Source organism: Pseudoprimorskyibacter insulae (assembly GCF_900302505.1).
Lineage (GTDB): Bacteria > Pseudomonadota > Alphaproteobacteria > Rhodobacterales > Rhodobacteraceae > Pseudoprimorskyibacter > Pseudoprimorskyibacter insulae.
Genome location: NZ_OMOJ01000001.1, coordinates 36,452 through 59,552, shown reverse-complemented (window position 1 = coordinate 59,552; position 23,101 = coordinate 36,452). Strand labels below are relative to the sequence as shown.

29 protein-coding genes and 1 pseudogene are annotated in these 23,101 nt (G+C 60.1%); 14 read left to right on the top strand and 16 right to left on the bottom strand.

Going from position 1 to position 23,101, the window contains the following annotated elements:
• Positions 1 to 9: 9 nt before the first annotated feature.
• The 10 genes from PRI8871_RS00345 to PRI8871_RS00300 all read right to left on the bottom strand — a co-directional run bounded on the left by PRI8871_RS00345 (position 10) and on the right by PRI8871_RS00300 (position 9,344).
• Positions 10 to 345, bottom strand: coding sequence for a DUF1491 family protein (locus tag PRI8871_RS00345; protein WP_108884202.1), 336 nt, complete (start codon positions 343 to 345; stop codon positions 10 to 12).
• Positions 338 to 1,246, bottom strand: coding sequence for a GTPase Era (gene era, locus PRI8871_RS00340; protein WP_108884201.1), 909 nt, complete (start codon positions 1,244 to 1,246; stop codon positions 338 to 340). Before era ends, PRI8871_RS00345 begins: the two co-directional genes overlap by 8 nt.
• Positions 1,247 to 1,313: 67 nt before the next feature.
• A complete protein-coding gene (locus PRI8871_RS00335; protein ID WP_108884200.1) occupies positions 1,314 to 2,177 on the bottom strand; it encodes a DMT family transporter in 864 nt (287 codons plus the stop codon).
• A gap of 16 nt (positions 2,178 to 2,193) precedes the next feature.
• Positions 2,194 to 2,871, bottom strand: a complete 678-nt coding sequence (gene rnc, locus PRI8871_RS00330; protein WP_108884199.1) for a ribonuclease III — start codon at positions 2,869 to 2,871, stop codon at positions 2,194 to 2,196.
• Entirely contained in the window at positions 2,868 to 3,698 is an 831-nt protein-coding gene (lepB, locus tag PRI8871_RS00325; protein WP_108884198.1) for a signal peptidase I, read from the bottom strand. Before lepB ends, rnc begins: the two co-directional genes overlap by 4 nt.
• Before the next feature lie 106 nt (positions 3,699 to 3,804).
• Positions 3,805 to 4,986 carry an ABC transporter permease gene (locus PRI8871_RS00320; protein ID WP_245897772.1) on the bottom strand — a complete coding sequence of 394 codons (1,182 nt, stop codon included), beginning with the start codon at positions 4,984 to 4,986 and terminating at the stop codon, positions 3,805 to 3,807.
• A 14-nt stretch (positions 4,987 to 5,000) separates the two neighbouring features.
• Positions 5,001 to 6,629: an ABC transporter permease gene (locus tag PRI8871_RS00315; protein WP_108884196.1), complete on the bottom strand. Its 1,629-nt coding sequence runs from the start codon at positions 6,627 to 6,629 to the stop codon at positions 5,001 to 5,003.
• Positions 6,630 to 6,917 (bottom strand): DUF1330 domain-containing protein, encoded by a 288-nt coding sequence (locus tag PRI8871_RS00310; protein ID WP_108884195.1) that lies wholly within the window; start codon positions 6,915 to 6,917, stop codon positions 6,630 to 6,632. It lies immediately after the preceding gene.
• A 94-nt stretch (positions 6,918 to 7,011) separates the two neighbouring features.
• Positions 7,012 to 8,124 carry an extracellular solute-binding protein gene (locus tag PRI8871_RS00305; protein WP_108884194.1) on the bottom strand — a complete coding sequence of 371 codons (1,113 nt, stop codon included), beginning with the start codon at positions 8,122 to 8,124 and terminating at the stop codon, positions 7,012 to 7,014.
• A 116-nt stretch (positions 8,125 to 8,240) separates the two neighbouring features.
• On the bottom strand, positions 8,241 to 9,344 hold the full coding sequence (locus PRI8871_RS00300) for an ABC transporter ATP-binding protein (protein WP_108884193.1): 1,104 nt from the start codon (positions 9,342 to 9,344) through the stop codon (positions 8,241 to 8,243).
• Positions 9,345 to 9,641: 297 nt separating this feature from the next.
• On the opposite strand from PRI8871_RS00300, the pseudogene PRI8871_RS00295 reads away from it, so the two are divergent.
• A pseudogene (locus PRI8871_RS00295) lies at positions 9,642 to 10,838 on the top strand (M24 family metallopeptidase).
• On the top strand, positions 10,835 to 12,001 hold the full coding sequence (gene argE / locus PRI8871_RS00290) for an acetylornithine deacetylase (protein ID WP_108884192.1): 1,167 nt from the start codon (positions 10,835 to 10,837) through the stop codon (positions 11,999 to 12,001). Before PRI8871_RS00295 ends, argE begins: the two are co-directional and overlap by 4 nt.
• A 50-nt stretch (positions 12,002 to 12,051) precedes the next feature.
• On the opposite strand, the gene PRI8871_RS00285 is transcribed toward argE, so the two are convergent.
• From PRI8871_RS00285 to PRI8871_RS00265, 5 genes are all read right to left on the bottom strand, one after another.
• Complete coding sequence (locus PRI8871_RS00285; RefSeq protein WP_108884191.1) at positions 12,052 to 12,612, bottom strand: F0F1 ATP synthase subunit B; 561 nt, start codon at positions 12,610 to 12,612, stop codon at positions 12,052 to 12,054.
• A gap of 5 nt (positions 12,613 to 12,617) precedes the next feature.
• The gene (locus PRI8871_RS00280; RefSeq protein ID WP_108884190.1) at positions 12,618 to 13,184 is read right to left on the bottom strand and encodes a F0F1 ATP synthase subunit B'; all 567 of its coding nucleotides are present in this window, start codon (positions 13,182 to 13,184) and stop codon (positions 12,618 to 12,620) included.
• 83 nt (positions 13,185 to 13,267) lie between these two features.
• Complete coding sequence (locus tag PRI8871_RS00275; RefSeq protein ID WP_090027589.1) at positions 13,268 to 13,492, bottom strand: F0F1 ATP synthase subunit C; 225 nt, start codon at positions 13,490 to 13,492, stop codon at positions 13,268 to 13,270.
• Between the two features lie 77 nt (positions 13,493 to 13,569).
• A complete protein-coding gene (locus PRI8871_RS00270; RefSeq protein WP_108884189.1) occupies positions 13,570 to 14,328 on the bottom strand; it encodes a F0F1 ATP synthase subunit A in 759 nt (252 codons plus the stop codon).
• On the bottom strand, positions 14,318 to 14,659 hold the full coding sequence (locus PRI8871_RS00265) for an AtpZ/AtpI family protein (protein WP_108885155.1): 342 nt from the start codon (positions 14,657 to 14,659) through the stop codon (positions 14,318 to 14,320). Before PRI8871_RS00265 ends, PRI8871_RS00270 begins: the two co-directional genes overlap by 11 nt.
• Positions 14,660 to 14,924: 265 nt before the next feature.
• Between PRI8871_RS00265 and PRI8871_RS00260 the strand changes: the two genes are divergently transcribed.
• A complete protein-coding gene (locus PRI8871_RS00260) occupies positions 14,925 to 15,260 on the top strand; it encodes an ArsR/SmtB family transcription factor (protein WP_108884188.1) in 336 nt (111 codons plus the stop codon).
• A 233-nt stretch (positions 15,261 to 15,493) separates the two neighbouring features.
• Here the strand turns inward: PRI8871_RS00260 and PRI8871_RS00255 are convergent, their stop codons facing one another.
• On the bottom strand, positions 15,494 to 16,387 hold the full coding sequence (locus PRI8871_RS00255) for a LysR family transcriptional regulator (protein WP_108884187.1): 894 nt from the start codon (positions 16,385 to 16,387) through the stop codon (positions 15,494 to 15,496).
• 317 nt (positions 16,388 to 16,704) lie between these two features.
• Here PRI8871_RS00255 and ffh point away from each other — a divergent pair, with 317 nt between their 5' ends.
• From ffh to rimM, 11 genes are all read left to right on the top strand, one after another.
• On the top strand, positions 16,705 to 18,207 hold the full coding sequence (gene ffh, locus PRI8871_RS00250; protein ID WP_108884186.1) for a signal recognition particle protein: 1,503 nt from the start codon (positions 16,705 to 16,707) through the stop codon (positions 18,205 to 18,207).
• Positions 18,208 to 18,271: 64 nt separating this feature from the next.
• The gene (locus PRI8871_RS00245) at positions 18,272 to 18,802 is read left to right on the top strand and encodes a GNAT family N-acetyltransferase (RefSeq protein WP_108884185.1); all 531 of its coding nucleotides are present in this window, start codon (positions 18,272 to 18,274) and stop codon (positions 18,800 to 18,802) included.
• A complete protein-coding gene (locus PRI8871_RS00240) occupies positions 18,799 to 19,332 on the top strand; it encodes a GNAT family N-acetyltransferase (protein WP_108884184.1) in 534 nt (177 codons plus the stop codon). Before PRI8871_RS00245 ends, PRI8871_RS00240 begins: the two co-directional genes overlap by 4 nt.
• The gene (locus PRI8871_RS00235; protein WP_108884183.1) at positions 19,329 to 19,856 is read left to right on the top strand and encodes a GNAT family N-acetyltransferase; all 528 of its coding nucleotides are present in this window, start codon (positions 19,329 to 19,331) and stop codon (positions 19,854 to 19,856) included. Before PRI8871_RS00240 ends, PRI8871_RS00235 begins: the two co-directional genes overlap by 4 nt.
• Positions 19,853 to 20,368, top strand: a complete 516-nt coding sequence (locus PRI8871_RS00230) for a GNAT family N-acetyltransferase (protein WP_108884182.1) — start codon at positions 19,853 to 19,855, stop codon at positions 20,366 to 20,368. The genes PRI8871_RS00235 and PRI8871_RS00230 overlap by 4 nt, the downstream gene beginning before the upstream one ends.
• Positions 20,365 to 20,934: a GNAT family N-acetyltransferase gene (locus PRI8871_RS00225; protein ID WP_108884181.1), complete on the top strand. Its 570-nt coding sequence runs from the start codon at positions 20,365 to 20,367 to the stop codon at positions 20,932 to 20,934. Before PRI8871_RS00230 ends, PRI8871_RS00225 begins: the two co-directional genes overlap by 4 nt.
• Positions 20,934 to 21,539 (top strand): GNAT family N-acetyltransferase, encoded by a 606-nt coding sequence (locus tag PRI8871_RS19915; protein WP_108884180.1) that lies wholly within the window; start codon positions 20,934 to 20,936, stop codon positions 21,537 to 21,539. The genes PRI8871_RS00225 and PRI8871_RS19915 overlap by 1 nt, the downstream gene beginning before the upstream one ends.
• The gene (locus tag PRI8871_RS00215; protein ID WP_245897739.1) at positions 21,532 to 21,828 is read left to right on the top strand and encodes a chorismate mutase; all 297 of its coding nucleotides are present in this window, start codon (positions 21,532 to 21,534) and stop codon (positions 21,826 to 21,828) included. The genes PRI8871_RS19915 and PRI8871_RS00215 overlap by 8 nt, the downstream gene beginning before the upstream one ends.
• Before the next feature lie 45 nt (positions 21,829 to 21,873).
• Positions 21,874 to 22,242: a 30S ribosomal protein S16 gene (gene rpsP, locus PRI8871_RS00210; protein ID WP_108884178.1), complete on the top strand. Its 369-nt coding sequence runs from the start codon at positions 21,874 to 21,876 to the stop codon at positions 22,240 to 22,242.
• Positions 22,243 to 22,305: 63 nt separating this feature from the next.
• The gene (locus PRI8871_RS19745; protein ID WP_219928982.1) at positions 22,306 to 22,443 is read left to right on the top strand and encodes a hypothetical protein; all 138 of its coding nucleotides are present in this window, start codon (positions 22,306 to 22,308) and stop codon (positions 22,441 to 22,443) included.
• A gap of 11 nt (positions 22,444 to 22,454) precedes the next feature.
• Positions 22,455 to 22,964: a ribosome maturation factor RimM gene (gene rimM, locus PRI8871_RS00205; protein WP_108884177.1), complete on the top strand. Its 510-nt coding sequence runs from the start codon at positions 22,455 to 22,457 to the stop codon at positions 22,962 to 22,964.
• Positions 22,965 to 23,101: the final 137 nt, after the last annotated feature.

The window sequence follows — 23,101 nt, the reverse complement described above, 5'->3', positions numbered from 1 at the left end:
AAGGCCGGTTCAGGACAGGCCTTCTTGGTCCAGCAAATGACGGCCAAGGCGGTCTTCCACCTCAATCACCCACAGGTCCGGGTCAAAGCTGCGCTGATTGCGGATTGAGGCGTCGACATCGGCCTCGGCCCCATCGGCCAGCACATCCCAGCGCCGTGCGCCGGTCATCAGGTCATACTGGCGGGTGAAAGCGCGCGCCTGCCCATCCAGCGTGTTCAGTTTGACCAGCACCGCCCCGGCGGTCTTGTCACCACGCGCCACGATCATCGCCGGAATGCCCAGCAGATCAAGCCGACGGCGATAGGCATGGACCCAAATGTCAGTCGACAGGCGGGCTTCAGGCATTGCCGTCCTTGAAATTGAGGCCCATTTCGCTGTAACGCTCGGCCTCCTCCAGCCAGCGCTCGCGCACTTTCACCTGCAAGAACAGGTGAATGCGGCGGCCAAGGAATTCTTCCAGCTCTTCCCGCGCGGCTTTGGACACGGCTTTGATCGTCTCGCCCTTATGGCCCAGCAAGATGCCTTTGTGCCCATCGCGACTGACATAGACGACCTGATCGATCCGGGCGCTACCATCGGCGCGTTCTTCCCAGTTCTCGGTTTCCACCGTCAACTGATAGGGCAGTTCCTGATGCAGCCGCAGTGTCAGCTTTTCGCGCGTCATTTCCGCCGCGATCATGCGCATGGGCAGATCGGCAATCTGGTCCTCGGGGTAAAGCCACGGGCCTTCGGGCAATTCTGCCGCCAGCCATTTGCGCAGGTCTTTGATGCCGTGGCCCTTTTCGGCCGAGATCATGAAGCTGCGGACAAAGGGGTATTTTTCATTGAGCGTCTGGCTAAGCTTTAGCAACGATGCCGCCTCAACCCGGTCGATCTTGTTGATCGCCAGCGCAACCTTGCGGCCCTTGCCGATGTCTTGCAGCCCTTCGAGGATCGTATCCACGCCTGCCGTAATGCCCCGGTGCGCCTCGACCAGAAGCACCACGATATCCGCATCAGCCGCCCCGCCCCAAGCAGCCGCCACCATCGCGCGATCCAGCCGGCGGCGCGGCTTGAACAGGCCGGGCGTGTCGACGAATACGATCTGTGTGTCCCCTTCCAGCGCGACGCCCCGAATGCGGGCACGGGTGGTTTGCACCTTGTGGGTCACGATCGAGACTTTGGCCCCCACCATAGCATTGGTCAGGGTGGATTTGCCCGCGTTGGGCTCTCCGATCAGGGCGACGAATCCGGCGCGTTGGGTCATGGGGCTATCCTGCGGTTTGGGCGATACGCAGCCATATCCCGATGCGGGGGGAAACTGCAAGCAAAGCTCACACGCGGCGGGATGGCGGCACCAGCGCATAAAGGCCACTGGCAACGACAATCGCGCCACCAATCAGCGTGGTCAGATCGGGCCGTTCGCCAAAGATCGCCATGGCGAGCGCGGTTGCGAACAGCAGGCGCGTATAGCGGAAAGGCGTGACCTTTGGGATGTCGCCGGTGCGCATGGCCATCGTCAGGCTGGAATAGGCCAAGACGCCGAACAGGCCCGTGCCCAGCAAATAGACCAGTGCCGGGCCTTGCGGCACCGCTGCCTCGGCTGGGTTCAACGCCGTCAGCATTACGCCGCCAATCAGCAGCGCCCCGAACCCCAGAACACCAAGTTGCTGCCCCGACAGGCTGGCAGAGCTTAGCCGCGTTGCCAGATCCCGGCCCGCAAAGCCAAGCGTGGCGACAATGGCCAGAATGGCCGTGGCGTCGAACAGCGATGGCGCGGGCCGCAGGATCAGCAGAACCCCGCCAAATCCCAAGATGAGCCCAACCCACTGACGACGACTGACCGGCGTTTTCAGCAGAACAGCGGCGGCCAAAACCACAACCAGCGGCGTGGCCTGCAAAATGGCTGTCGTCGTGGTCAGCGGCGCCAAGAGCAAGGACAGGGCAAAAAACGCCCGCGCTGTCACTTCGCAGACCGTGCGGATCAGCATGGTCCGGTCGAATGCAGCGGCAGGGAGGATCGCTTGGCCGCGAAAGGCGCACATTGCCCCGAAGCAGACCAAACCGATCAAGGCGAAGACGATGACACTCGGGCCGACAGGGGCGGTCAGGGTCGCGAATTTGAACAGCATATCCTCGACCGCGAACAAGCCCATGGCGAGGATCATAAACAGGCTGCCGCGCAGGTTGGCCGTCATACAGGCGCTTGTCCGCTCAGGTCATCTTGGCCAGCAAGGCCTCGGCTGCGGCCTGTTCGGCCTGCCGCTTTGACCCGGCTGTCGCCTTGGCGCTTTCACCGCTCTGAAGCTGGGCTTCGATGGTGAAGATCGGAGCGTGGTCCGGGCCAGTGCGGGACAGTTCCACGTATTTCGGCGGTGGCATCCGGCGGGCCTGCGCCCATTCCTGAAGCGCGGTCTTGGCGTCCCGCGCATCGGCGTCAACCGTGTGAATACGCTTACCCCAAAGGCGAAGGATCACCGCTTGGGCGGCTTCGAAGCCACCATCCAGATAGACAGCGGCAATCACCGCCTCCATCGCGTCGCCCAGCAGGGCCTGTTTGCGGCGACCGCCCGACATCATTTCGGACCGGCCCAGCTTCATTACGTCGCCCAAGGCGATTTCGCGGGCCACGTCGGCGCAGGTTTCCTTGCGGACCAAGGCATTGAATCGTGGGGCAAGCAGGCCTTCGCTGGCGGAGGCATCGGCCTCAAGAATGGCCTGCGCCATCACCAGCCCCAGAACCCGGTCGCCCAGAAATTCCAGCCGCTGGTTGTCTTGGCGCACGGGCGAGGACATGGACGAATGCGTGACAGCACGCAGCAAAAGTTCAGGCTGGGAAAACGCATGTCCCAGCCGTGTTTGAAACTCAATCAGATCCGCCGATAGCTTCACTGGATCCCCTTGAAGAAACGGTCGCTACGCCACGTCCAGAAGAACAGCATCGAACTGCCACCAGATGAGAACATGATACGATCCGCACGCCCAACAAGGTTTTCGAAGGGCACATAGCCAACGCCGCCTGCGGTACTTGGGATACGGCTATCCGAGGAGTTGTCGCGGTTGTCGCCCATCATGAAGTAATGGCCTTCCGGCACGGTGTAGACCGGAGTGTTGTCCGACCCTTGCGTGCCGATGTTCAGGATCGAATGTTCGACCCCATTCGGCAGAGTTTCGGTTTGGCGGGTCTTGATGCAATCCGCACCTTCGCCGACCGGACCGTTGGCACAACGCGGACGCAGACCCTGCGGGCCCTGTGCTTCGGCCGTTTCGACGAAATCGGGCATGTCTTTCAGCTCAACCGGTTCACCATTGATGAACAGCACACCGTCGCGCACCTGAATCTTTTCACCCGGCAGGCCAACCACCCGCTTGATGAAGTCTCGGCCCGTCACCGGGTGACGGAAAACGGCCACATCGCCGCGCTTGGGTTCGCTGCCCAAGAAACGCTTGTTATCGCCGTCCAGAAATCCGCAGATGTCCTTTGCGTCAATTTCGATTCCCGGCACCCGAATGGAGGGGCAGGACGAATAGCTATATCCGTAAGCCATCTTATTAACGAAAAGGAAATCTCCGATCAGGAGCGTGTCTTTCATGGAACCCGACGGAATCCAAAAAGGCTGAAAAAACAGGGTTCTGAAAACACCCGCGATCAGCAGTGCGTAAACGATGGTCTTGATAGTTTCGACAAAACCATTTTGAGCTTTCGCTTCGGATGCCATTACTGTCCCCATTTTCGAATGCCAGTTTACATGATTGTCACTGACGTGAAAGTCAAGCAACACCATTGGCTATTGCGTTGTGTTTAGGGGGAGAATTGAGCCCGAATTACCCCGGACTCATCCCACGCAGACGTTCGGACCGGCGGCGAAGCATCTCAACCGTAGCGAGAAGCGCAATCGAGACTGCAACCAAAATCGTCGCAACGGCCAGAATGGTCGGGCTGATCTGTTCACGTAGACCGGTGAACATTTGCCACGGCAGGGTCTGTTGTTTGGCCGAGCCGACGAACAGCACAACGACCACTTCGTCGAAGCTGGTGATAAAGGCGAACAGAGCGCCCGAGATGACGCCCGGCAGGATCAACGGCATCTGCACGCGGAAGAAGGTGGTGACAGGGTCCGCGCCCATGTTTGCCGCAGCCCGCACCAATGATCGGTCAAAGCCAACCAGGGTTGCGGTTACCGTGATGATAACAAACGGAATCCCCAATGCGGCATGGGCCAGAACCACGCCGAAATACGTGCCCTGCAAGCCAATACGCGAATAGAAGAAGTACATCCCCGCCGCCGAGATAATCAGCGGTACGATCATCGGCGAAATCAGGATCGCCATAATCGCACGGCGGAACGGAACATGCGGCTGGCTTAGGCCGATGGCGGCCAAAGTGCCAAACCCAACCGACAGGATCGTCGCGGCGGGCGCGATCATAAGCGAGTTGCGCAGCGCCCCCTGCCATTCGCTGGAGGTCAGGAAATCACGGTAATGCTTCAGGCTGTAGCCTTCGGGATCAAAGCGCAGCATTTCCGGGGTGAAGGTAAAGAAATCTTGCGCGTTGAAGGACAGCGGCATGACCACGATGATTGGTGTGATCAGGAAAACGAAAATCGCGCCGCACAGAATGCGGAAAGCATACTCCCACAACACCTGCCCAGACGTCAGGTAAGGTGCCAGATCCTGCCGATACCGGCCGAATCCGATGAAATAGGCGAACCAGCCTGCAAACCAGCCGAACAGCAGGCCCATCACGACGCCCGGCGCACCGCCCAGCAGCACGCCAAGCCCGATGAACAGCGCCACAAGGGCCCAACGCGCGGGTTTTTCTTTAGTCTTGCCCGCCACGTTGACGACCACATAGGCAATCGCCGCCAGCATAAGAAAGCCAATCACAACGCCCATCAGGCCGGACCCATTGGCGGTGCCGACGAACAGGCCGAAAAAGCCGCCACTGGCCCCGACAACAGGCAGGGTAAAGCTCAGGGGCATCTTGCGGGCGGGTGTCAGTGTCATCTCGCTCATGTCGATTACCCCAGCTTCACGTTGTCGATGCCGACAATCTTGTCATAGGCCCAGTAGAGGATCAGAACGACCGCCAGCAACAAGGTGCCCAGTGCCGCCGCCAAGCCCCAGTTGAGCGAGGACGAAATGTGATACGCGATCCGGTTCGAAATGAACGTACCCGTGGTGCCGCCGACGATTTCCGGAGTGATGTAGTAGCCAATCGCCAGAATGAATACGAGGATCGAGCCTGCGCCGATGCCCGGCACCGATTGCGGGAAATACACGCGCCAGAAGGCGGTCCAGTTGTTGGCCCCAAGGCTTTTGGCCGCCCGCAGATAGGTGGGCGGGATGGTCTGCATCACCGAATACATCGGCAAAATCATGAACGGCAGCAGGATATGCGTCATCGCCACAATCGTGCCGAACTGGTTGTTGATCATCACCAGACGTTCCGTATCAGACACCAGTCCAAGCCAGACCAAGACGTCATTGATGACCCCCTGCTGCTGCAACATCACCTTCCACGCCGAGGTCCGCACCAGAAGCGAGGTCCAGAACGGCAGCAGAACAAGGATCATCAGTAGGTTCGCCTTGCGCATGGGCAGGTTCGCCAGAATCCACGCCACCGGATAGGCCAGCAACACGCAGCTTATGGTGATCGCCAGTGACATAAAGATCGTGCGCTTGAACAGCAGGCCATAGATGCGCTCATCCTCGTCCCGCATGATCGGGCCTTCGGGCGATTTCTGCATGTCGACGGCGTTCAGGAAATAGCCGCTGGTATATTTCGGGCTATAGGTCTTGATCGTCTGCCAGACCTCGTGATCGGCCCAACCGTCTTCGATGTCGATCAGCGCCTCGCGCGTGTTGATCGTCTCAAACTCCGGCGTGGCGACCAGAGCATCGGCGGCTTTGAGCATCTCGGCACGCGGGCCGCCGTAGCCTGACACGTCTAGCGCGGCCAAATCGGTGTAAAGCGCGCTATGGACCAAGGTCCAAGGCTCTTCTTTCAGGGGGCTTTTATCGTCCTCGAGGATCGAGAAATCGGCGAATTCCTGATAGGCGGCGGCGGTGGCAGGCAAAAGCGCGGCGATGTCATCACGCACAACAAGCCGGTCCAGCGGGCCATCGGCCTTTTTCCAACCCTGAGCCCCGTCAATCCACGCCTGCGTGCCCATCAACTCGGCCCAAGGGGTGCCCTTGTCCCAGTCCTTGTCCAACGCTTTGAACTGATCCTGATACACCTCGCCGATGTCATCAAGCGCACGCCCAGTTTTGCGGAACAGCGATGACACACCGGTCAGTTCGTAATTCAGACGCGTCCCAAGGCGGGTGTGCAGCTTGCGTTCGGCTGCGATGAAGACGTCATAATAAGCGGCCTCAAAGGCATCATCACCGGGCAAATCGGTGTGGTCGGCATCCCAGTCCGCCAGAACGGCAGCGGTGCGCGGAAGCGTATTTTCGACGATCTCGTTCTCGACCGAGCGGAACAGCATATCCGCAATCGGCGCGATAAACGTGACCAGAACGAACAGCAGCAGCGGCGCGACCAGCGCCAACGCCCTGAGCTTTTGCATCCGCAAAGCTCGGCTTAGGCTGCGCTTGAGTGGCGTTCCGTCTGCGGCCAAGACAGGCCCGGTGGCTTCGCTCATTTATACCCCCTCGACCAACAGGATGGTGCTGGTCGCGCTGCGGCGGCGGATCTCGGCGACGATCTGATATTCGGGATCGTGATAGGCGCGCTTGGCCGCTTCGTAGCTTTCAAATTCGATGACGACATGGCGATCTTGCGTGTCGCCCTCAACAGTTTCAGATTGCCCGCCCCGCACAATGAACTTGGCGCCCAGACGCTCAAGGATCGGCGTGTCACGCGCGATGTATTCCTTGTAGTCTTCGGGGTCGTGCACCGTGATATGTCCGATGATGTATCCCTTGGGCATGGCTGGCTCCGGTTTGTGTTATTGCGAACCGGGCGGGACTGATCCCGCCCGATCGAGTGTCTTGGCGGCGGCCTGGACCGCCGCTCAGATCAGATTACTGAACCAGCCACGCCTGGAATTTTGCATCCAGATCGTCACGGTAGTCAGCCCAGAATTCGTACTGGGTGACGAAGACGTTCTTGGCGTTTGCCGGGTCGGTCGGCATGTGCGGCGCCATTTCGATGCCCAGTTCGGCGTGCTTACCAACCAGCGATGCCGACGAAGCGCGTGCCGGACCGTAGGAGATGTAAGCGGCCTGATCGGCCAGACGCTGGGTGTCGGTGGCGAACTTCAGGAAGTCCATCACGCGTGCCAGACGATCTTCGGGCAGACCTTCGGGAACGATCCAGCCGTCAAAGTCCAGCATCTGTGCGTCCCACAGCATGCCAATCGGCTGGTTCTGTTCAGCAATGGCCGAGAACAGACGACCGTTGTAGGTCGAACCGATGACGACTTCGCCATCCGCCAGAAGCTGCGGCGTGTCAGCGCCAGCGTTCCACCAGATCACCTGATCCTTGATGGTGCCCAGCTTGGCCAGAGCGCGGTCCTGACCTTCTTCGGTGGCCAGAACGTCATAGATATCGTCCTTGGCAACGCCGTCACACAGCAGCGCCCATTCGACGTTACCGATCGGACGCTTGTTCAGCGCGCGCTTGCCCGGATAGGCGTCGGTGTCAAAGATTGCGCAGATGTCGGTCGGTGCGTTGTCGCCAACCATGTCCGAGCGATAGCCGAAGGTGGTCGAGAACACGATCTGCGGAATGAAGCAATCCGACACGATCGAGTCGCCAAAGTCGTCCGACGCAGACGAACCGTCGTTGCCAGCGGCAAGCTGTTCGTCGTGGTCGATTTCCATCGCCAGACCTTCGTCGCACAGACGAATGCCGTCAGCGGCTTCGACGTCGACCAGATCCCAGGTGATGTTGCCAGCTTCGTTCATGGCGCGCAGTTTGGCCACAGCCTCTGCCGAGGATTCGTCCCAGTTCACGGTCACGCCGGGGTTGGCGGCCATGTAGGGCTCAACATAGGCTTTCAGCTGGCTGTTCTGGTAGGCACCGCCCCAGCTGACGATGGTCAGGCTGTCGGCCATGCCGTGACCGGCTGCGAAGGCCGACCCAGCTGCAACGGTCAGTGCGGTCGTTGCAAGAATAGAAGTGATGACTTTCATTTCAGTCTCCCTAAGCCGCCCGTTTTCGATATTGCAGGCCTGAGTTACGGGCGAAACGCCAGACCCTTTTGCCAGATCGGACGGCGCAAGAGCGATGCACCGCCCGAACGGAAACCTTAGCTCGCGTCGAGTGCGCGGCAATCAGCCGGCAACCAACCGATTTCGATCTGCTGACCCGGTGTCAGACGAGTCTGGTCCGGCGCATTACGCGTTTTGATGATAAATTCGTCGTTTCCAGCAACGCGCAGACGCGTGCGGAAAATGTCGCCCATGTAGATGAATTCCAGCACTTCGGCCTTCAACGTGTGGGCGCCCTCTTGCAGTCGATCCTTGTTATATTCCACCCGTTCGGGACGGATCGACACGCGGGTGCGTTCACCGGCTTTGGTGACGTTCACGGGCTTGGCGTCGATCACCTCACCGTCGTCCAGACGAACGGTGCAGACATCGCCGCGAATTTCCTGAACCACGCCTTCCAGCGTGTTGTTTTCGCCGATGAACTGCGCCACGAAACTGTTCTGCGGCTCTTCATAGAGCTGATCCGGCGGGGCCAGCTGCTGAATGCGGCCATCGTTGAACACGGCAACGCGGTCCGACATGGTCAAGGCTTCAGTCTGGTCGTGGGTCACATAGACCACTGTGATGCCCAGATTATCCGCGATGCGCTTGATTTCGAACTGCATGTGTTCGCGGAGCTGTTTGTCCAGCGCGCCAAGCGGTTCGTCCATCAAAACCAGTTCGGCTTCAAACACCAAGGCGCGGGCCAAGGCGATCCGCTGCTGCTGACCACCCGAAAGCTGCGCAGGTCGACGGCCCCCAAAGGCCCCCATCTGCACCATTTCCAGCGCCCGCTTGACCTTGGCCTCACGCTCGGACTTGCCCAACTTGCGGACTTCCAGCGGAAAGCTGAGGTTTTCAGCCACCGTCATATGCGGGAACAGGGCGTAGTTCTGGAACACCATCCCAATGCCGCGTTTGTGCGGGGGAATGTTGTTGATCGACACGCCGTCCAGACGAATATCGCCATGAGTCGCCGTTTCGAACCCTGCCAGCATCATCAGGCAAGTCGTCTTGCCTGACCCCGACGGCCCGAGCATCGTCAGAAACTCGCCCTTGGGCATGGTTAAGTTAAGATCTTTTACGACCAGCGACTCGCCGTCGTAGCTTTTTTGCACACGCTCAAATTCGACGAACGCGTCGTTGTGCCCTGAATCGGCCAATCGTGGCTCCCTGATTTATGCGTCTTGAATTGCGCTGTTGCCCTAAGCCTAGACGCGTCTCGGCATGACTTGCAACCGGATTGCCAAAATTGCGCGAAAGACCCTACGGAATTGTCAGATGCGCGTCTATTTGCGGCGTTTCGCCAGAAAATTACGTCTAGCGAAAATCTGCTGTACCAAAAGGCCAGGCCAAGAATCGCCCGGAAAACGCGCCGAACAAGGGCCTCGGTCCGTTTTTTCTAGGCGTTTTCACCAACCCCGCACATTATCGTTGGGCGCAACGGTGGGGTCAGTGACATGTCGCATTCGAGTGTTTCCAAAAATATTCCTTTCTCCTCGGCGGAGTATGAACGGCGGCTGACCTTGGTCCGTGCCGCAATGGCGCGGGATGGCTTGGATCTGCTGATCTTATCCGACCCATCCAATCAGGCCTGGTTGACGGGCTATGACGGCTGGTCCTTCTACGTGCATCAAGCGGTCTTGATCCGCATGGATGGCGACCCGATTTGGTGGGGCCGAAACCAAGACACCAATGGCGCATTGCGCACGGTCTGGATGGACGACGACCATGTAACGGGCTATGCCGATCACTACGTGCAATCGACCACTCGCCACCCGATGCAAGACCTTGCGGCAAGGATTGCGGGCCTTGGCCTGTCGCAGGCGCGGATCGGCGTTGAGATGGACAATTACTACTACTCAGCCAAGGCGCATGCGGTGCTGGTCGCGGAGCTGCCGCAAGCGCAGTTTGCCGATGCCACCGCATTGGTGAACTGGCAGCGGGCGATCAAGTCGGACGAAGAAATCACCTTTATGCGCCGTGCCGCCCGGATATCGGAAAAAATCGTGGACGGGCTGCTGGAACGGGTCGAACCGGGCGTGCCCAAGAACGAAGTTGTGGCCGAAATCCTGCGCGATGCGGTGCGCGGGGCTGATGGCCATTGGGGCGATTACGCTGCAATCGTGCCGCTTTTACCGTCAGGATCGGACGCCGCCGCGCCGCATCTGACGTGGGATGGCCGCCCATTTGCCACGGGCGAAGCCACGTTCTTTGAAATCGCCGGATGTTACCGCCGCTATCACGCGCCCTTCTGACGGACGATTTTCCTCGGCTCCCCGCCCGACCACATTCGCCGGGCCGAGGCCGCGTTGATCGAAGGGCTTGAGGCAGGATTGAACGCCGCCCGTGCGGGCAATCGGGCCTGCGATGTGGCCAATGCGCTTGCCGCCCCGCTTGAGGCAGCTGGCATCGAACGCGGTGCACGCTGCGGCTATCCCATCGGTATCAGCTATCCGCCCGATTGGGGGGAACGGACCATATCCCTCAGACCCGAGGACCAAAGCGTTCTGAAGCCGGGGATGACCTTCCATTTTATGCCCGGCCTGTGGATTCAGGACTGGGGGCTAGAGATCACCGAGTCGATCCTGATCCGCGAGGACGGCCCGGCCGAACCGTTCTGCCATCGACCCCGCCAATTGTTCGTCAAACCATGACGGCGGATCTGGATCGAACGATTGCCCATCTGGCCGATTTGATCGCCTTTCCCAGCGTGTCGCGGGACAGCAATCTGCCGATATTGGATCATATCCGGGGTATTTTGATCAATCTTGGGGCGCGAATTGAATTCCTCCCATCACCATGCGGGACTAAGGCCAATTTATTCGCCACTTTGGGGCCAAATCGCCCCGGCGGCGTGGTTCTGTCTGGCCATTCTGACGTGGTTCCCGTCGATGATCAGGAGTGGTCTAGCGACCCGTTTGCCCTGTGGCCAGATGATGGGCGGCTTTACGGGCGCGGCACCTGCGACATGAAGGGCTTTATCGCCGCCTGCCTGACTGTGGCCGAAGGGCTGGACGTGCACGCGTTAGAGCGCCCTATTCACATCTGCCTGACCCACGATGAGGAGGTGGGCTGCATCGGTGCACGCGCGCTATTGCCGCAGCTTGCGAGGCTCGGCTATCGGCCTTCCATGGCCATCGTGGGCGAACCGACCGAGATGCAGGTGGTCGATGGGCACAAGGGCTGCTGCGAATATGTGACGCGGTTTCACGGGTTGGCGGGCCACGGGTCGCAACCCGATCAAGGCGTCAACGCCGTGGCCTATGCCGCCCGCTATGCGGGGCGCCTGCTGGATCTGGTCGAGGGGCTTAAGGCACGACGGCCCAGCGACAGCCCCTTTGACCCACCTTGGAGCACAATCAACATTGGCCTGCTGAATGGCGGTGTTGGCCTGAATGTCATCCCCAGCACGGCGGAACTGGGCTGGGAAATGCGCCCGGTGCAGCAATCGGATCTGGCCTACGTCAAAGACCAGTTGGCCACGTTCCAAGCGACCGAACTTTTGCCCGCGATGACCGCCATATCGCGCGACGCCGGGATCATGACCGAGGTCATAGGGGAGGTGCGAGAGTTGACGCCAGAGGCGGTGAACCCGGCACGGGATCTGGCCATGTATCTGACGGGTGCCAATGCCGCCCAGACCGTGCCGTTCAACACCGAAGCGGGCCTGTTTCAGACCGAAGGGATACCATCCGTCCTATGTGGTCCCGGCTCGATTGCGCAGGCGCACAAGGCAGACGAGTTCATCGCCATCGACCAGTTGGCCAAATGCCTGACTTTTTTGGACGGTGTCGCGCAATACTGCATGTCGAAATAAGAAAACCCCGGCCACTTGGACCGGGGTCATCTAATTGGATCTGTCAGCGATCAGTGCAGCTTGGCACCAACCACGGCGATCGAGTCGTCGATCAGTTTCGACGCGCTCTGTGCAGTGGTTTGCTTTGCGATCACTTCGCGTGCAGCCTGGACGGCAACAACAACGGCGCGGTCGCGCACTTCCTTGATGGCAGCGGCTTCGGCCGATGCAATCTGATCCTGAGCAGCGGCCAGACGGCGCACGATCGAGGCTTCCATATCCGCTTTGGCCTGCTGTGCAGCAAGGCCTGCTTCGGTTTTGGCGTGCTCAACAATGCGGGCGGCCTGGTCTTTGACCTCTGCCTGCTTGCGCTCATACGAGGCCAGAAGGCTTTGGGCGTCTTCACGAAGCTTGCGGGCTTCGTCCAGTTCGCTGCGGATGTCGTCTGCGCGCTTGTCCAGCATCTTGCCCAGCATCGACGGAACCTTGAAGTACACAAGAACCGCGATGAACAGCAGGAACGCCAGCAACACGATGAAGTTCGTGTTCTTAAGCGAGAAGAACGGGCCGGATGCCGCAAAGGCCGGGCTGGCCAGCAGCGACAGGGCAAGAGTGGTCGTCAGCTTGCGCATGGTACTTACCCCTTGATCCGGTTGGTTACAGCGTCTGCGACAGCAGCGGCATCGGCCTTACCACCAAGTGCGGCAACAATCTCTTGTGCAGCTTCTTTGGCGACGGCTTCTACGCTTTCGACGGCAGAGGCGCGAATTTCTGCGATGGCTTTTTCCGATTCCGCGGCTTTCGCTGCGATTTCGGTGTCTGCCTTTGCCAGAGCCGCGTCCAGTTCAGCCTGCATTTCGGCTTTGTTCTGAGCGATAATGGCCTGGGCTTCGGCACGGGCATCAACCAGCGCCTTATTGTAGGCTTCTTCTGCCTCGACAGCCTGACGCTTCAGGTCTTCTGCCGCGGCGATGTCATTCGTGATCGTTCCCTGACGTTCCGCCAGAACCGCAGCAATGCGCGGCAGAGCGATACGCGAGAGGACAAAGTAGATCACGACCAGCGTGATCAGAAGCCAGAAAATCTGGTTGCCCCAGTTCGAGAAGTCGAGCTGCGGCATGCCCGGTGCGGAAGCGGCTGCTTCTGCTGCACCGTGTGCGGCCTCGGCTTCGTGACCGGTGGCTGCGTGGGTATCGGTTGCCATATCGTCCTCCGTCGGAACTTTTCTTTACAACGGGCCGGCCGCATTAGCGGCACGGCCCGCGCGTAAGGATCAGGATCCGTGGATTAGACGGCGAACATCAGCAGCAGAGCAACGAGGAACGAGAAGATGCCCAGTGCTTCTGCGAAAGCGATACCGATGAACAGGGTGGCGGTCTGCGATGCAGCTGCCGAAGGGTTGCGCAGGGCGCCGGCCAGGAAGTTGCCTGCGACGTTACCCACACCGATTGCGGCTGCGCCGGAACCGATTGCTGCGAGACCTGCGCCGATGTGTGCGAGTTGACCTTCCATTGGGGTATCTCCTTACGATTGGAAGTTAGTATTCAGGGTTATTTCGGGGGATGGCAGGCAGATGCCCGCCGATCCTTTTAGTGGTGCGGATGCAGCGCGTCTTTCAGGTATACGCATGTCAGGATGGTGAACACGTATGCCTGAATGAAGGCCACCAGAACTTCCAGACCGTACATCGCGGTGATTGCGACGACCGAGACCGGGCTGATGACAGCGATGGCTGCGAAGCCGGCGAAAACTTTGATAACCGCGTGGCCGGCCATAACGTTACCAGCAAGACGGATGGAGTGGCTGACCGGACGAACGAAGTACGAAATCAGTTCGATGATCGCCAGGATCGGGCGCAACGGCAGCGGTGCCGAGCTGACCCAGAAGAGGCCGAGGAAGCCAGTGCCGTTCTTGACGAAGCCCAGAATGGTCACGGTCAGGAACACCAGCAGCGCCAGAACCACGGTCACAGCAAAGTGCGAAGTGGTGGTGAAGGACATCGGGATCAGGCCAAGGAAGTTGGCCATCACGATGAACATGAACAGGGTCATGATGTAGGGGAAGTACTTCACACCGTCTTTGCCGGTGACGTCTTCAACCATCTTGTAGACAAAACCGTAGGCCAGTTCTGCAACCGACTGACCGCGCGACGGCACGATGGCGCGACGCGACGAGCCGAAGACCAGCAGACCAACGATTGCCAGAACGGTCAGAGCCATCCACAGCGTTGCGTTGGTGATGGTGAACAGGCCGATCTCATCACCGCCAAATAGCGGCTTGATGATGAACTGGTCCATCGGGTGGAACACCAGACCGCCTTCTTCTGCACCGTGCGCTTCAGTTGCCATCGTTCGTCCTCTCGTCCTCTCCGGCCTCTTGGGCCGATTGTCCCTTTTGAAGTTCCGCTGCGCTGCGCATCATCGTCTTTACGCCAGCAACGAACCCCAGCAATGTAAACAGCACCAGAAAGATCGGCAGTGTGCCGAACAGGCTGTCCAGCCCGTATCCGATGCCAAAGCCGATCCCCAGACCAGCCACCAATTCCGTTACCATCCGCCAGCCGTGCTGGGCCATCGAATAGTGTTCTTCCTGATGGGCGCGGGATTCCCCCCCGCCTTTGGCCGCTTTGATCCGCGCCTCGAGGTCAGCAAGTTGCTTCGCTTTGTCGGGTTCGGTCACGCCAATTGGCCCCATCTGGACAGTTGGCCATGTGCTATGGCGTGACGGGGCCTGAGTCAAGCGTGCCCTTGGCCCCGTAGGAACTGATATAAGCCATTGTATAAAATACATTTTCCCCAAAGAACCAGACACAACGCCAAAGCGTCGCAGGGGCCTAAGCCCCGGATTCAACAGGTTTCGCAAATTCAACTTTTCGGTTAAGTGTGCCTGACCGGGGGCAAAGCAGCCCCCTTGACCCTCCACGAAAACAGGCCACAACGCAGGCATGAGCACCGATCTGGATATTGTCTTTGCCGCGCTGGCCGATCCGACCCGCAGACGCATCCTGTCGATGCTGCTTGAGGATGACATGGCCGTGACCGACGTGGCCGAACCGTTTGAAATGTCGCTGGCCGCGATCTCAAAGCATCTGACGATCCTGACACGCGCCGGATTGATCAGCCAAGAAAAACGCGGCCGCGTGAAATGGTGCAAGTTGGAACCAGACGCGATGCGTGAAGCCAGCGTCTGGATGCAAGGCTTTGGTCAGTTTGAGGCGATCAACCTGGATGCATTTGAAAAGTTCCTGGAAAAAGAATTCGGGCCAGACCCAGAGGCCTGACCCGTGCATTCTTAAAAGATCGGTGCTGCCCCGCAGCTGGGGATATACAAGTCAACGTTTGGCGCACTGAAACTTGCTACGGGACGCAAATGGATTTTTGGCAAATACTGTGCCGCTGAACCGGCCCTGAGGGATCATGGCGCGGCTCTCAAATATCTTTATGACGTAACATTCGCGCAACAGTTAGGGGAATTGACCGGCCCAATTCCCAAATCAGTGCATTTGCCTAATTTTTAGCCCTTTTTCATGCAGGGCAGCGCTTTCACCTCGGCCTTCAAGTGCGACAGGAATGCCTGAACCTTGGCGGTGCGGTGCAAATCGACATGCGTCACCAGCCAAAGGGTCGCCGTCCAATCGTCACGCGGCGGCATGACCTGCATCAGATCGGGCGAGGCATCGCCCATCGCAACCGACATAAATCCAAGCCCAACGCCAGATTCCACGGCCATCGCCATGATGCGCGGATCGCCACTTCGGAACACAACGCGGTCGGGCGGCACATTGGCCCGCAGCCATTGTTCGGTCGGGGCGCGGCTACCGGTGTTGTCATGCGCGACAAAGCGATGCTCGGCCAATTGCACCTCTGTCTCGGGGCGTCCGTATTTGTCGATATATGCGGCACTGGCATAAAGCGCGGCCGGATCTTCCATCAACGGCTGCACCACATTGTCAGGGTTCTGCGGCGGCGTCACGCCGGCCCGAATGGCCACATGCGCCTCTCCATACTCCAGCCGGAACAGACGCTCATCCGTGATGTAGCGGATCACGACATCCGGGTGCGCCTCTTGGAACCGGGCAATCATCGGCACCATCATATGCGACACATGCACCAAAGACGTAACGATCAACTCGCCCGATACGCCCGCCCCCTGCCCACGCAGACGCCCGGCCAATTGCTGAAACTGACTGTCGGCGGATTCGGCCACCCGCAACAGATCGACGCCCGCTTCTGTCGGGGCATAGCCCCGCGCGTGCCGCTGGAACAACTTGACGCCAAGCCGGGCCTCTAGTGCATCGACATGGCGGATCACGGTCGCATGATGCACCCCAAGCGCATCCGCCGCGCCGCTGACCGTCCCGGCTCGCGCCACGTGGAAAGCCGTCCTGACCTCATCCCAATTGTCCATAAGGCCTGCCCTTCGCGCTGTCGTCCTTACCCCAAAACTAAGCGTGATCGCCCCGTTATAGAAGCCCATCCCCTATACTTTCGGTCAGGCCTGGCAGGAATTGAATCCTTGACTCTGCCCCTATGCAGCTATAACGCGGGGCGCATATCCGGGAGTTTGAAAGTGCTTCCGGTCCCATGGGTCAGTCCCGGGATCGCCCTCCGTCAGCGCGTTGCGCCCACGGGGGCGCTCGTCGTTTGGATCGCTGCGCATTGGAATACACGCCGGCCCTGCTTAGGTTGGGCCTTGTTCAGAACCGGTGAAAGGAGCCGCAGAGCATGTTTGAAAATCTATCCGAACGCCTCTCTGGGGTCTTTGACCGCCTGACGAAACAAGGCGCCCTGTCCGAAGACGATGTCAAGACCGCCCTGCGCGAAGTGCGCGTCGCCTTGCTAGAGGCCGACGTTTCGCTGCCCGTTGCGCGCGATTTCGTCAAAGCGGTTCAGGACAAAGCCACCGGCCAATCGGTCACCAAGTCGGTCACGCCCGGCCAGCAGGTCGTCAAGATCGTGCATGACGCGCTGGTCGATGTGCTGCGCGGCGAAGGCGAACCCGGTTCGCTGAAAATCGATAACGCACCCGCGCCGATCCTGATGGTCGGCCTTCAGGGCTCGGGTAAAACCACCACGACCGCCAAGCTGGCAAAACGCCTGAAAGAAAAAGACGGCAAGCGCGTGCTGATGGCCTCGCTTGACGTGAACCGCCCGGCGGCCATGGAACAGCTTCAGATCCTCGGCACCCAGATCGGCGTGGATACCCTGCCGATCATCAAGGGCGAAGACCCCGTCACCATCGCCAAACGCGCCAAGACCCAAGCCAGCCTCGGCGGCTATGACGTCTACATGCTCGACACCGCTGGCCGCCTGTCCATCGACGAAGAACTGATGGCCCAGGTCGAAGCCGTGCGCGATGTCGCCAACCCGCGCGAAACGCTGCTGGTGGTTGACGGTCTGACCGGTCAGGACGCCGTACACACCGCCGAAAATTTCGACGAACGCATTGGCATCTCAGGCGTGGTTCTGACCCGTATGGATGGCGATGGCCGCGGCGGCGCCGCCCTGTCGATGCGGGCCGTCACCGGCAAGCCGATCAAATTCGTCGGGCTTGGCGAAAAGATGGACGCGCTCGAAACCTTTGAACCCGAACGCGTCGCAGGCCGCATTCTGGGCATGGGCGACATCGTCGCACTGGTCGAGAAAGCCCAGCAAACCATCGAGGCCGAACAGGCCGAGCGTATGATGAAGCGCTTCCAGAAGGGTCAGTTCAACATGAACGACCTGAAGATGCAGCTGGAACAGATGATTAAAATGGGCGGCATGGAAGGCATGATGTCGATGCTGCCCGGCGCCGCAAAAATGTCGAAACAGATGGAAGGCGCAGGCATCGACGACCGCATGCTCCGTCAGCAGATCGCCCTCATCAACTCGATGACCAAGAAAGAACGCGCCAATCCGCAGCTGCTGCAAGCCAGCCGCAAAAAGCGCATCGCCAAGGGGTCGGGCATGGACGTGTCCGACCTGAACAAACTTCTGAAAATGCAGCGCCAAATGGCGGACATGATGAAGAAGATGGGCAAAATGGGCAAAGGCGGCATGCTGAAACAGGCCATGAAAGGCATGATGGGCAAAGGCGCCAGCCCCGAAGACATGATGGGCCAAATGGACCCCAAAGCGCTGGAAGCCGCGGCGAAACAACTGGGCGGGCGGATGCCCGGCGGTCTGCCCGGCCTTGGTGGCGGCGGCCTGCCCCCCGGCCTCTCGGGCTTCGGCAAAAAGAAGTAACCCCCTTCCCCCTCATCTTTCTCCAAATACTCACCAGCAACAAAAGCCAAACACACCCCGCCCGATGGACACCGAAATCCGCATCCCCACGCTTGAGACCGACCGTCTCATCCTCCGCGCCCCGCGCATGGAGGATTTCGAGGCATATGCGGAATTCAGCGCGTCGGATCGGTCCAAGGGCGTTGGCGGGCCGTACAATCGCGCTCAGGCTTTTGCCCGCATGGGCGAGTTGATCGGCCATTGGCACCTGCGCGGCTATGGCCGTTGGATGCTGGAATGCAAAGAAACCGGCGCGCCTGTTGGCACCGTTGGCATCTTCCATCCCGAAGGCTGGCCCGAACCGGAAATCGGCTGGACGGTCTTCGCCGCCGCCGAAGGCAAGGGCATCGCCTATGAGGCCGCCCTGCGCACCCGTCAGTTTGCCTATGACGTGCTGGGTTGGTCCACGATCATCAGCGCCTGCATGCCGCACAACACCCGTTCCATCGCCTTGGCGAAACGGCTGGGCTGCAGCGCTGATGGCACATTCGAACACGAAGTCGTCGGCCCGCACCTGATCTGGCGTCACCCTTCCGCGCAGGAGCTGTCCGCATGACCGCCCCTGTGATCGAAACCAACCGCCTGCGCCTGCGCGGCCACACGATGGCCGATCTTGACGCGCTCTGCGATCTGTTCGCAAGCGACCGCGCCGAGTACATGGGCGGGGCCATTGCCCGCAAAGACGCGTGGCGCTGGCTGGCTTCTGAAGTGGCGATGTGGGATCTGCTCGGCCATGGCGCTTGGGGCATCGAAACCCGCGATGGTGCGTTCCTTGGCCAAGTTGGCCTGCTGAAGCCCCCGCATTTCCCCGAGGTCGAACTGGGCTATACCCTGCTCGAATCCGCCGAAGGCAAAGGTTACGCGTTTGAGGCGGCTTCCGCCGTGCTTGGTTGGGCATGGGCGCAAGGGTTCGAAACGCTGGTGTCCTATATCGACCCGAACAATGCCCGATCCATCGCTTTGGCCGAACGTCTGGGCGCAACGCATGATCCGCAGGCCGCTTTGCCCGATGGCGAAACGGCTGAGGAAACCATCGTCTATCGCCATTTCCCGGATACTGACGGCAGCCCGGAGGCTTATGCATGAGCCTGACCGCAGCCCCCCGTCTGGAAACCGACCGTCTGATCCTGCGTAGCCCCGAGCCGGGTGACGCCGAAAGCTACATCGCTTTCCTGATGGATCACGACCGCGCCGCCAAATTCGGCAGCTACGACAATCGCGGCGACGCGTGGCGCTGGTTTGCGCTGAACGTCGGGCATTGGCACATCCACGGTTACGGCTACTTCTCGCTTGAGCTGAAGGAAACCGGTGCGTGCTGCGGGATTTCGGGCATCTGGAACCCCGAAGGCTGGCCCGAGCCGGAAATCGGCTGGGCTCTGTTCGCCGGGCATGAAGGCAAGGGCCTTGCGATGGAGGCTGCGCTGCGTGCCCGCCGCTGGGCTTATGACGCACTTGGATTTACCACGCTGACTTCGAACATCGTGCCGGGCAATGAACGCTCGGTCACTTTGGCACAGCGCATGGGCGCGACCTATGAACGGACCTACACCAACGTCTACATGGGCGAGGATGAACTGTGGCGGCACCCCGGACCGGAGGCGCTGGCATGACCCCGATCCGTCTGGAAACCGAGCGCATGATCCTGCGCACCCCGCTGGAAAGCGATTTTGCCGCTGTGGCCGCCTTTGCCGCCAGCCCGCGCACGCAATACATGGGCGGCGTGACCACCGATGAATTCCAGCAATGGCGCGGCTTCCTGTCGGTTTTCGGCCATTGGACATTGCGCGGCTATGGGTTCTTCACGCTGGTCGAAAAAGGCACCGGCGCGTTGTTGGGCCGTGTTGGCTTGGTCAATCATATCATGTGGCCGGAACCTGAACTTGGCTGGCACACCTTTGAAGCCGCCGAAGGCAAAGGGTATGCCTTTGAGGCCGCAATGGCGGTACGCGATTGGGCGTGGCGCGAGCTTGGCCTAGGTCCGCTGATCAGCCAGATTCACCCGGACAACACCCGCTCGCGCGCCTTGGCCGAACGGATGGGCGCCGTGCTGGAACAGGAAACCGAACTGCTGGGCAGCCCCTGCCTTGTCTATCGCCACCCGGACCCGCGAGGTGCCGCATGAGCGCGCCTGTTGAAAAGCACCGTCCGGGCCGCGCGTCACGTCAGGCGTCGAAGATCGGCAGCCGCATCCCGACGCTGGACACCAAGCGCCTGCAATTGCGTGCGCCCCGCGTCTACGACTTCGAAGCCTATGCCAGCATCATGACCGATGACCGGTCGGAATTCATGGGCGGACCTTACCTGCGCGAAGAGGCATGGGCCGATTTCACCCAGTCCATCGCGACGTGGATGCTGCACGGCCATGGCCTGTGGACCATCGACGCGCAGACCACGCCAAGCGCGGGGTTTGTCCTTCTGGGCTTTGAATACACCGACCCCGAACCCGAACTTGGCGTCTTCCTGACCGAAGAGGCCGAAGGCCACGGTTACGCACAAGAAGCCTGCGAAGCCGTTCTGGCACACGCGTGGAATGATTTGGGCTGGGATACGCTGGCCTCCTACATCGACGGCGCAAACGACCGTTGCGTAAAACTGATGGAACGGCTAGGCGCCGTCCGCGACGCCGAAGCCGAGGAAGCCCTTGGCGACGGAACCTTTGTCTATCGCCACAAAAAGGGAGCCGCGTAATGGGTCACCGCGACATTCCAGTCCTTGAGACGAAGCGCCTTGTTCTGCGATCGCCGAAGGCCGAGGATTACCCCGACTTCAAAGCGACGTTCAGTTCGTACCGATCGCGCTTTATGGGCGGGCCGCTGAATGGCTATGAGGCGTGGATGCTGTATGCCGCCGAAATCGGCCATTGGGAAATCCGCGGCTTTGGCATGTGGATGGTGCACCTGAAGGACACCGAAGAAACCGTTGGCATGGCAGGCGGCTGGTCCCCGGCCAAATGGCCCGAGCGTGAAATCGCTTGGATCATCTGGCCCGATAAGGGTGGCAATGGTTTTGCTTTGGAAGCCACGCACCGTGTGCGCCGCTATTTCTACGAACAGCGCGGCTGGGAAACCGCCGTCAGCTATCTGGATCCGAAAAACCTCGACTCGATCCGCTTGGCCGAACGGCTTGGCGCGAAAAAAGACCCCGAGGCCCCGACAGTCGATGGGAATGACGCGGTCTATCGTCACCCGACCCCGGCGCAACTGCGGGATTCGCAGCTCGCCCACGGCATCGACATGGAAATCGCGCACTACTGCGACCCCCTCTTTAAACCGAAAGGATGGGCCATTGACTGATCCTGTCACCCGCGCCGCTGAATTGCTGAAAGAACACCGTGAAAGCATCGACCGTCTTGATGCCATTCTGGTGTTCACGCTGGCCGAGCGCTTTAAGCACACGCAGGCCGTGGGCGTCCTCAAGGCGCAACACGACCTCCCGCCTTCCGATCCGACGCGAGAGCAAAAGCAAATCGCTCGGCTGGAATCCTTGGCCGCCGAAGCCGACCTCGACCCGGCATTCGCCAAGAAATTCCTGAATTTCGTCATTCAGGAAGTCATCAAGCACCACGAACAACACCAATCGTAAGGCGGACCGTTCCGCCGTACTCACGCCATTACAAGGAGAACAACAATGGCTATCAAAATCCGTCTGGCCCGTGGCGGCTCCAAAAAGCGCCCCTTCTACCGCATCGTTGCGGCTGACTCGCGCATGCCGCGCGATGGCCGCTTCATCGAGAAGCTGGGCACCTACAACCCGCTGCTGCCGAAAGATTCGGAAGAGCGCGTGAAAATGGACATGGAGCGCGTTCAGTACTGGCTGGGCCAGGGCGCTCAGGTCACCGACCGCGTTGCCCGCTTCCTGGAAGCCGCTGGCGTGAAAGAAAAGCAAGAGCGCAACAACCCCAAGAAGGGCACCCCGGGCAAGAAAGCCCAGGACCGCGCTGAAGAAAAAGCAGCAAAGGCAGCAGAAGCTGCAGAGGCCGCTGCCGGCGAGGAATAAGTCCTTTCGGCATGCTGCTGGCGACCGGCCCACCCGGTCGCCAGCCTTCTTTGCAAGGGTATCATGTTCGGACTTGTCAGACTTTTTTTGTTGTTGCTGGCCGCCTTCCTGGGCGGCATCTTTTATGAACGCGGTCAACAACAGCAAAAATGCGAATTGGACGGCGGGCAGTGGGCCCGCGCCGGATTTTGCCAACATTAGGAACCACGGTTATGACGGATCTGATCTGTGTCGGCGCAATTTCGGGCTCGTTCGGAGTGCGGGGCGAAGTGCGCCTAAAAAGCTTTACGTCAGATCCTGAGGCGGTCGCAGATTACAGCCCCCTGACCACCGAAGACGGCAGCCGTCAATTCACGGTCCAACTGACGCGCCAGATCAAAAACGGCTTCGCGGCGGTACTGGGCGGCGTCGAAACCAAAGAAGAGGCCGATGCGCTGCGTGGTGTCCGGCTTTATGCGCCGCGCGACCGTCTGCCGTCGCTGCCAGATGATGAGTTTTACCACGCCGATCTGATCGGGCTTGAGGTCTATGACACCGGCGGCACCCTGCTGGGCAAGGTGAACGCAGTGCTGAACCACGGCGCGACCGATCTGTTGGAACTGGCCCCGGCGGGCGGCGGCGGCACGGTGCTATTGCCCTTCACCTATGACGCGGTGCCGACTGTCGATCTGACCGCGGGCCGCATCATCGCCGATCCGCCGGAAGGTGTGTTGCCGGAATAGCTTCGGTCTCAGAACACAAAGCCGCCGCAATGGCGGCTTTTGCGCGATTCCCTTTGCAGGATTTCAGCCGCTAGGCAGGCAAACACTGCGCCCCACTTGACTGAAAATTGGGCACATGCCTGCGAAATGTGGCGGCA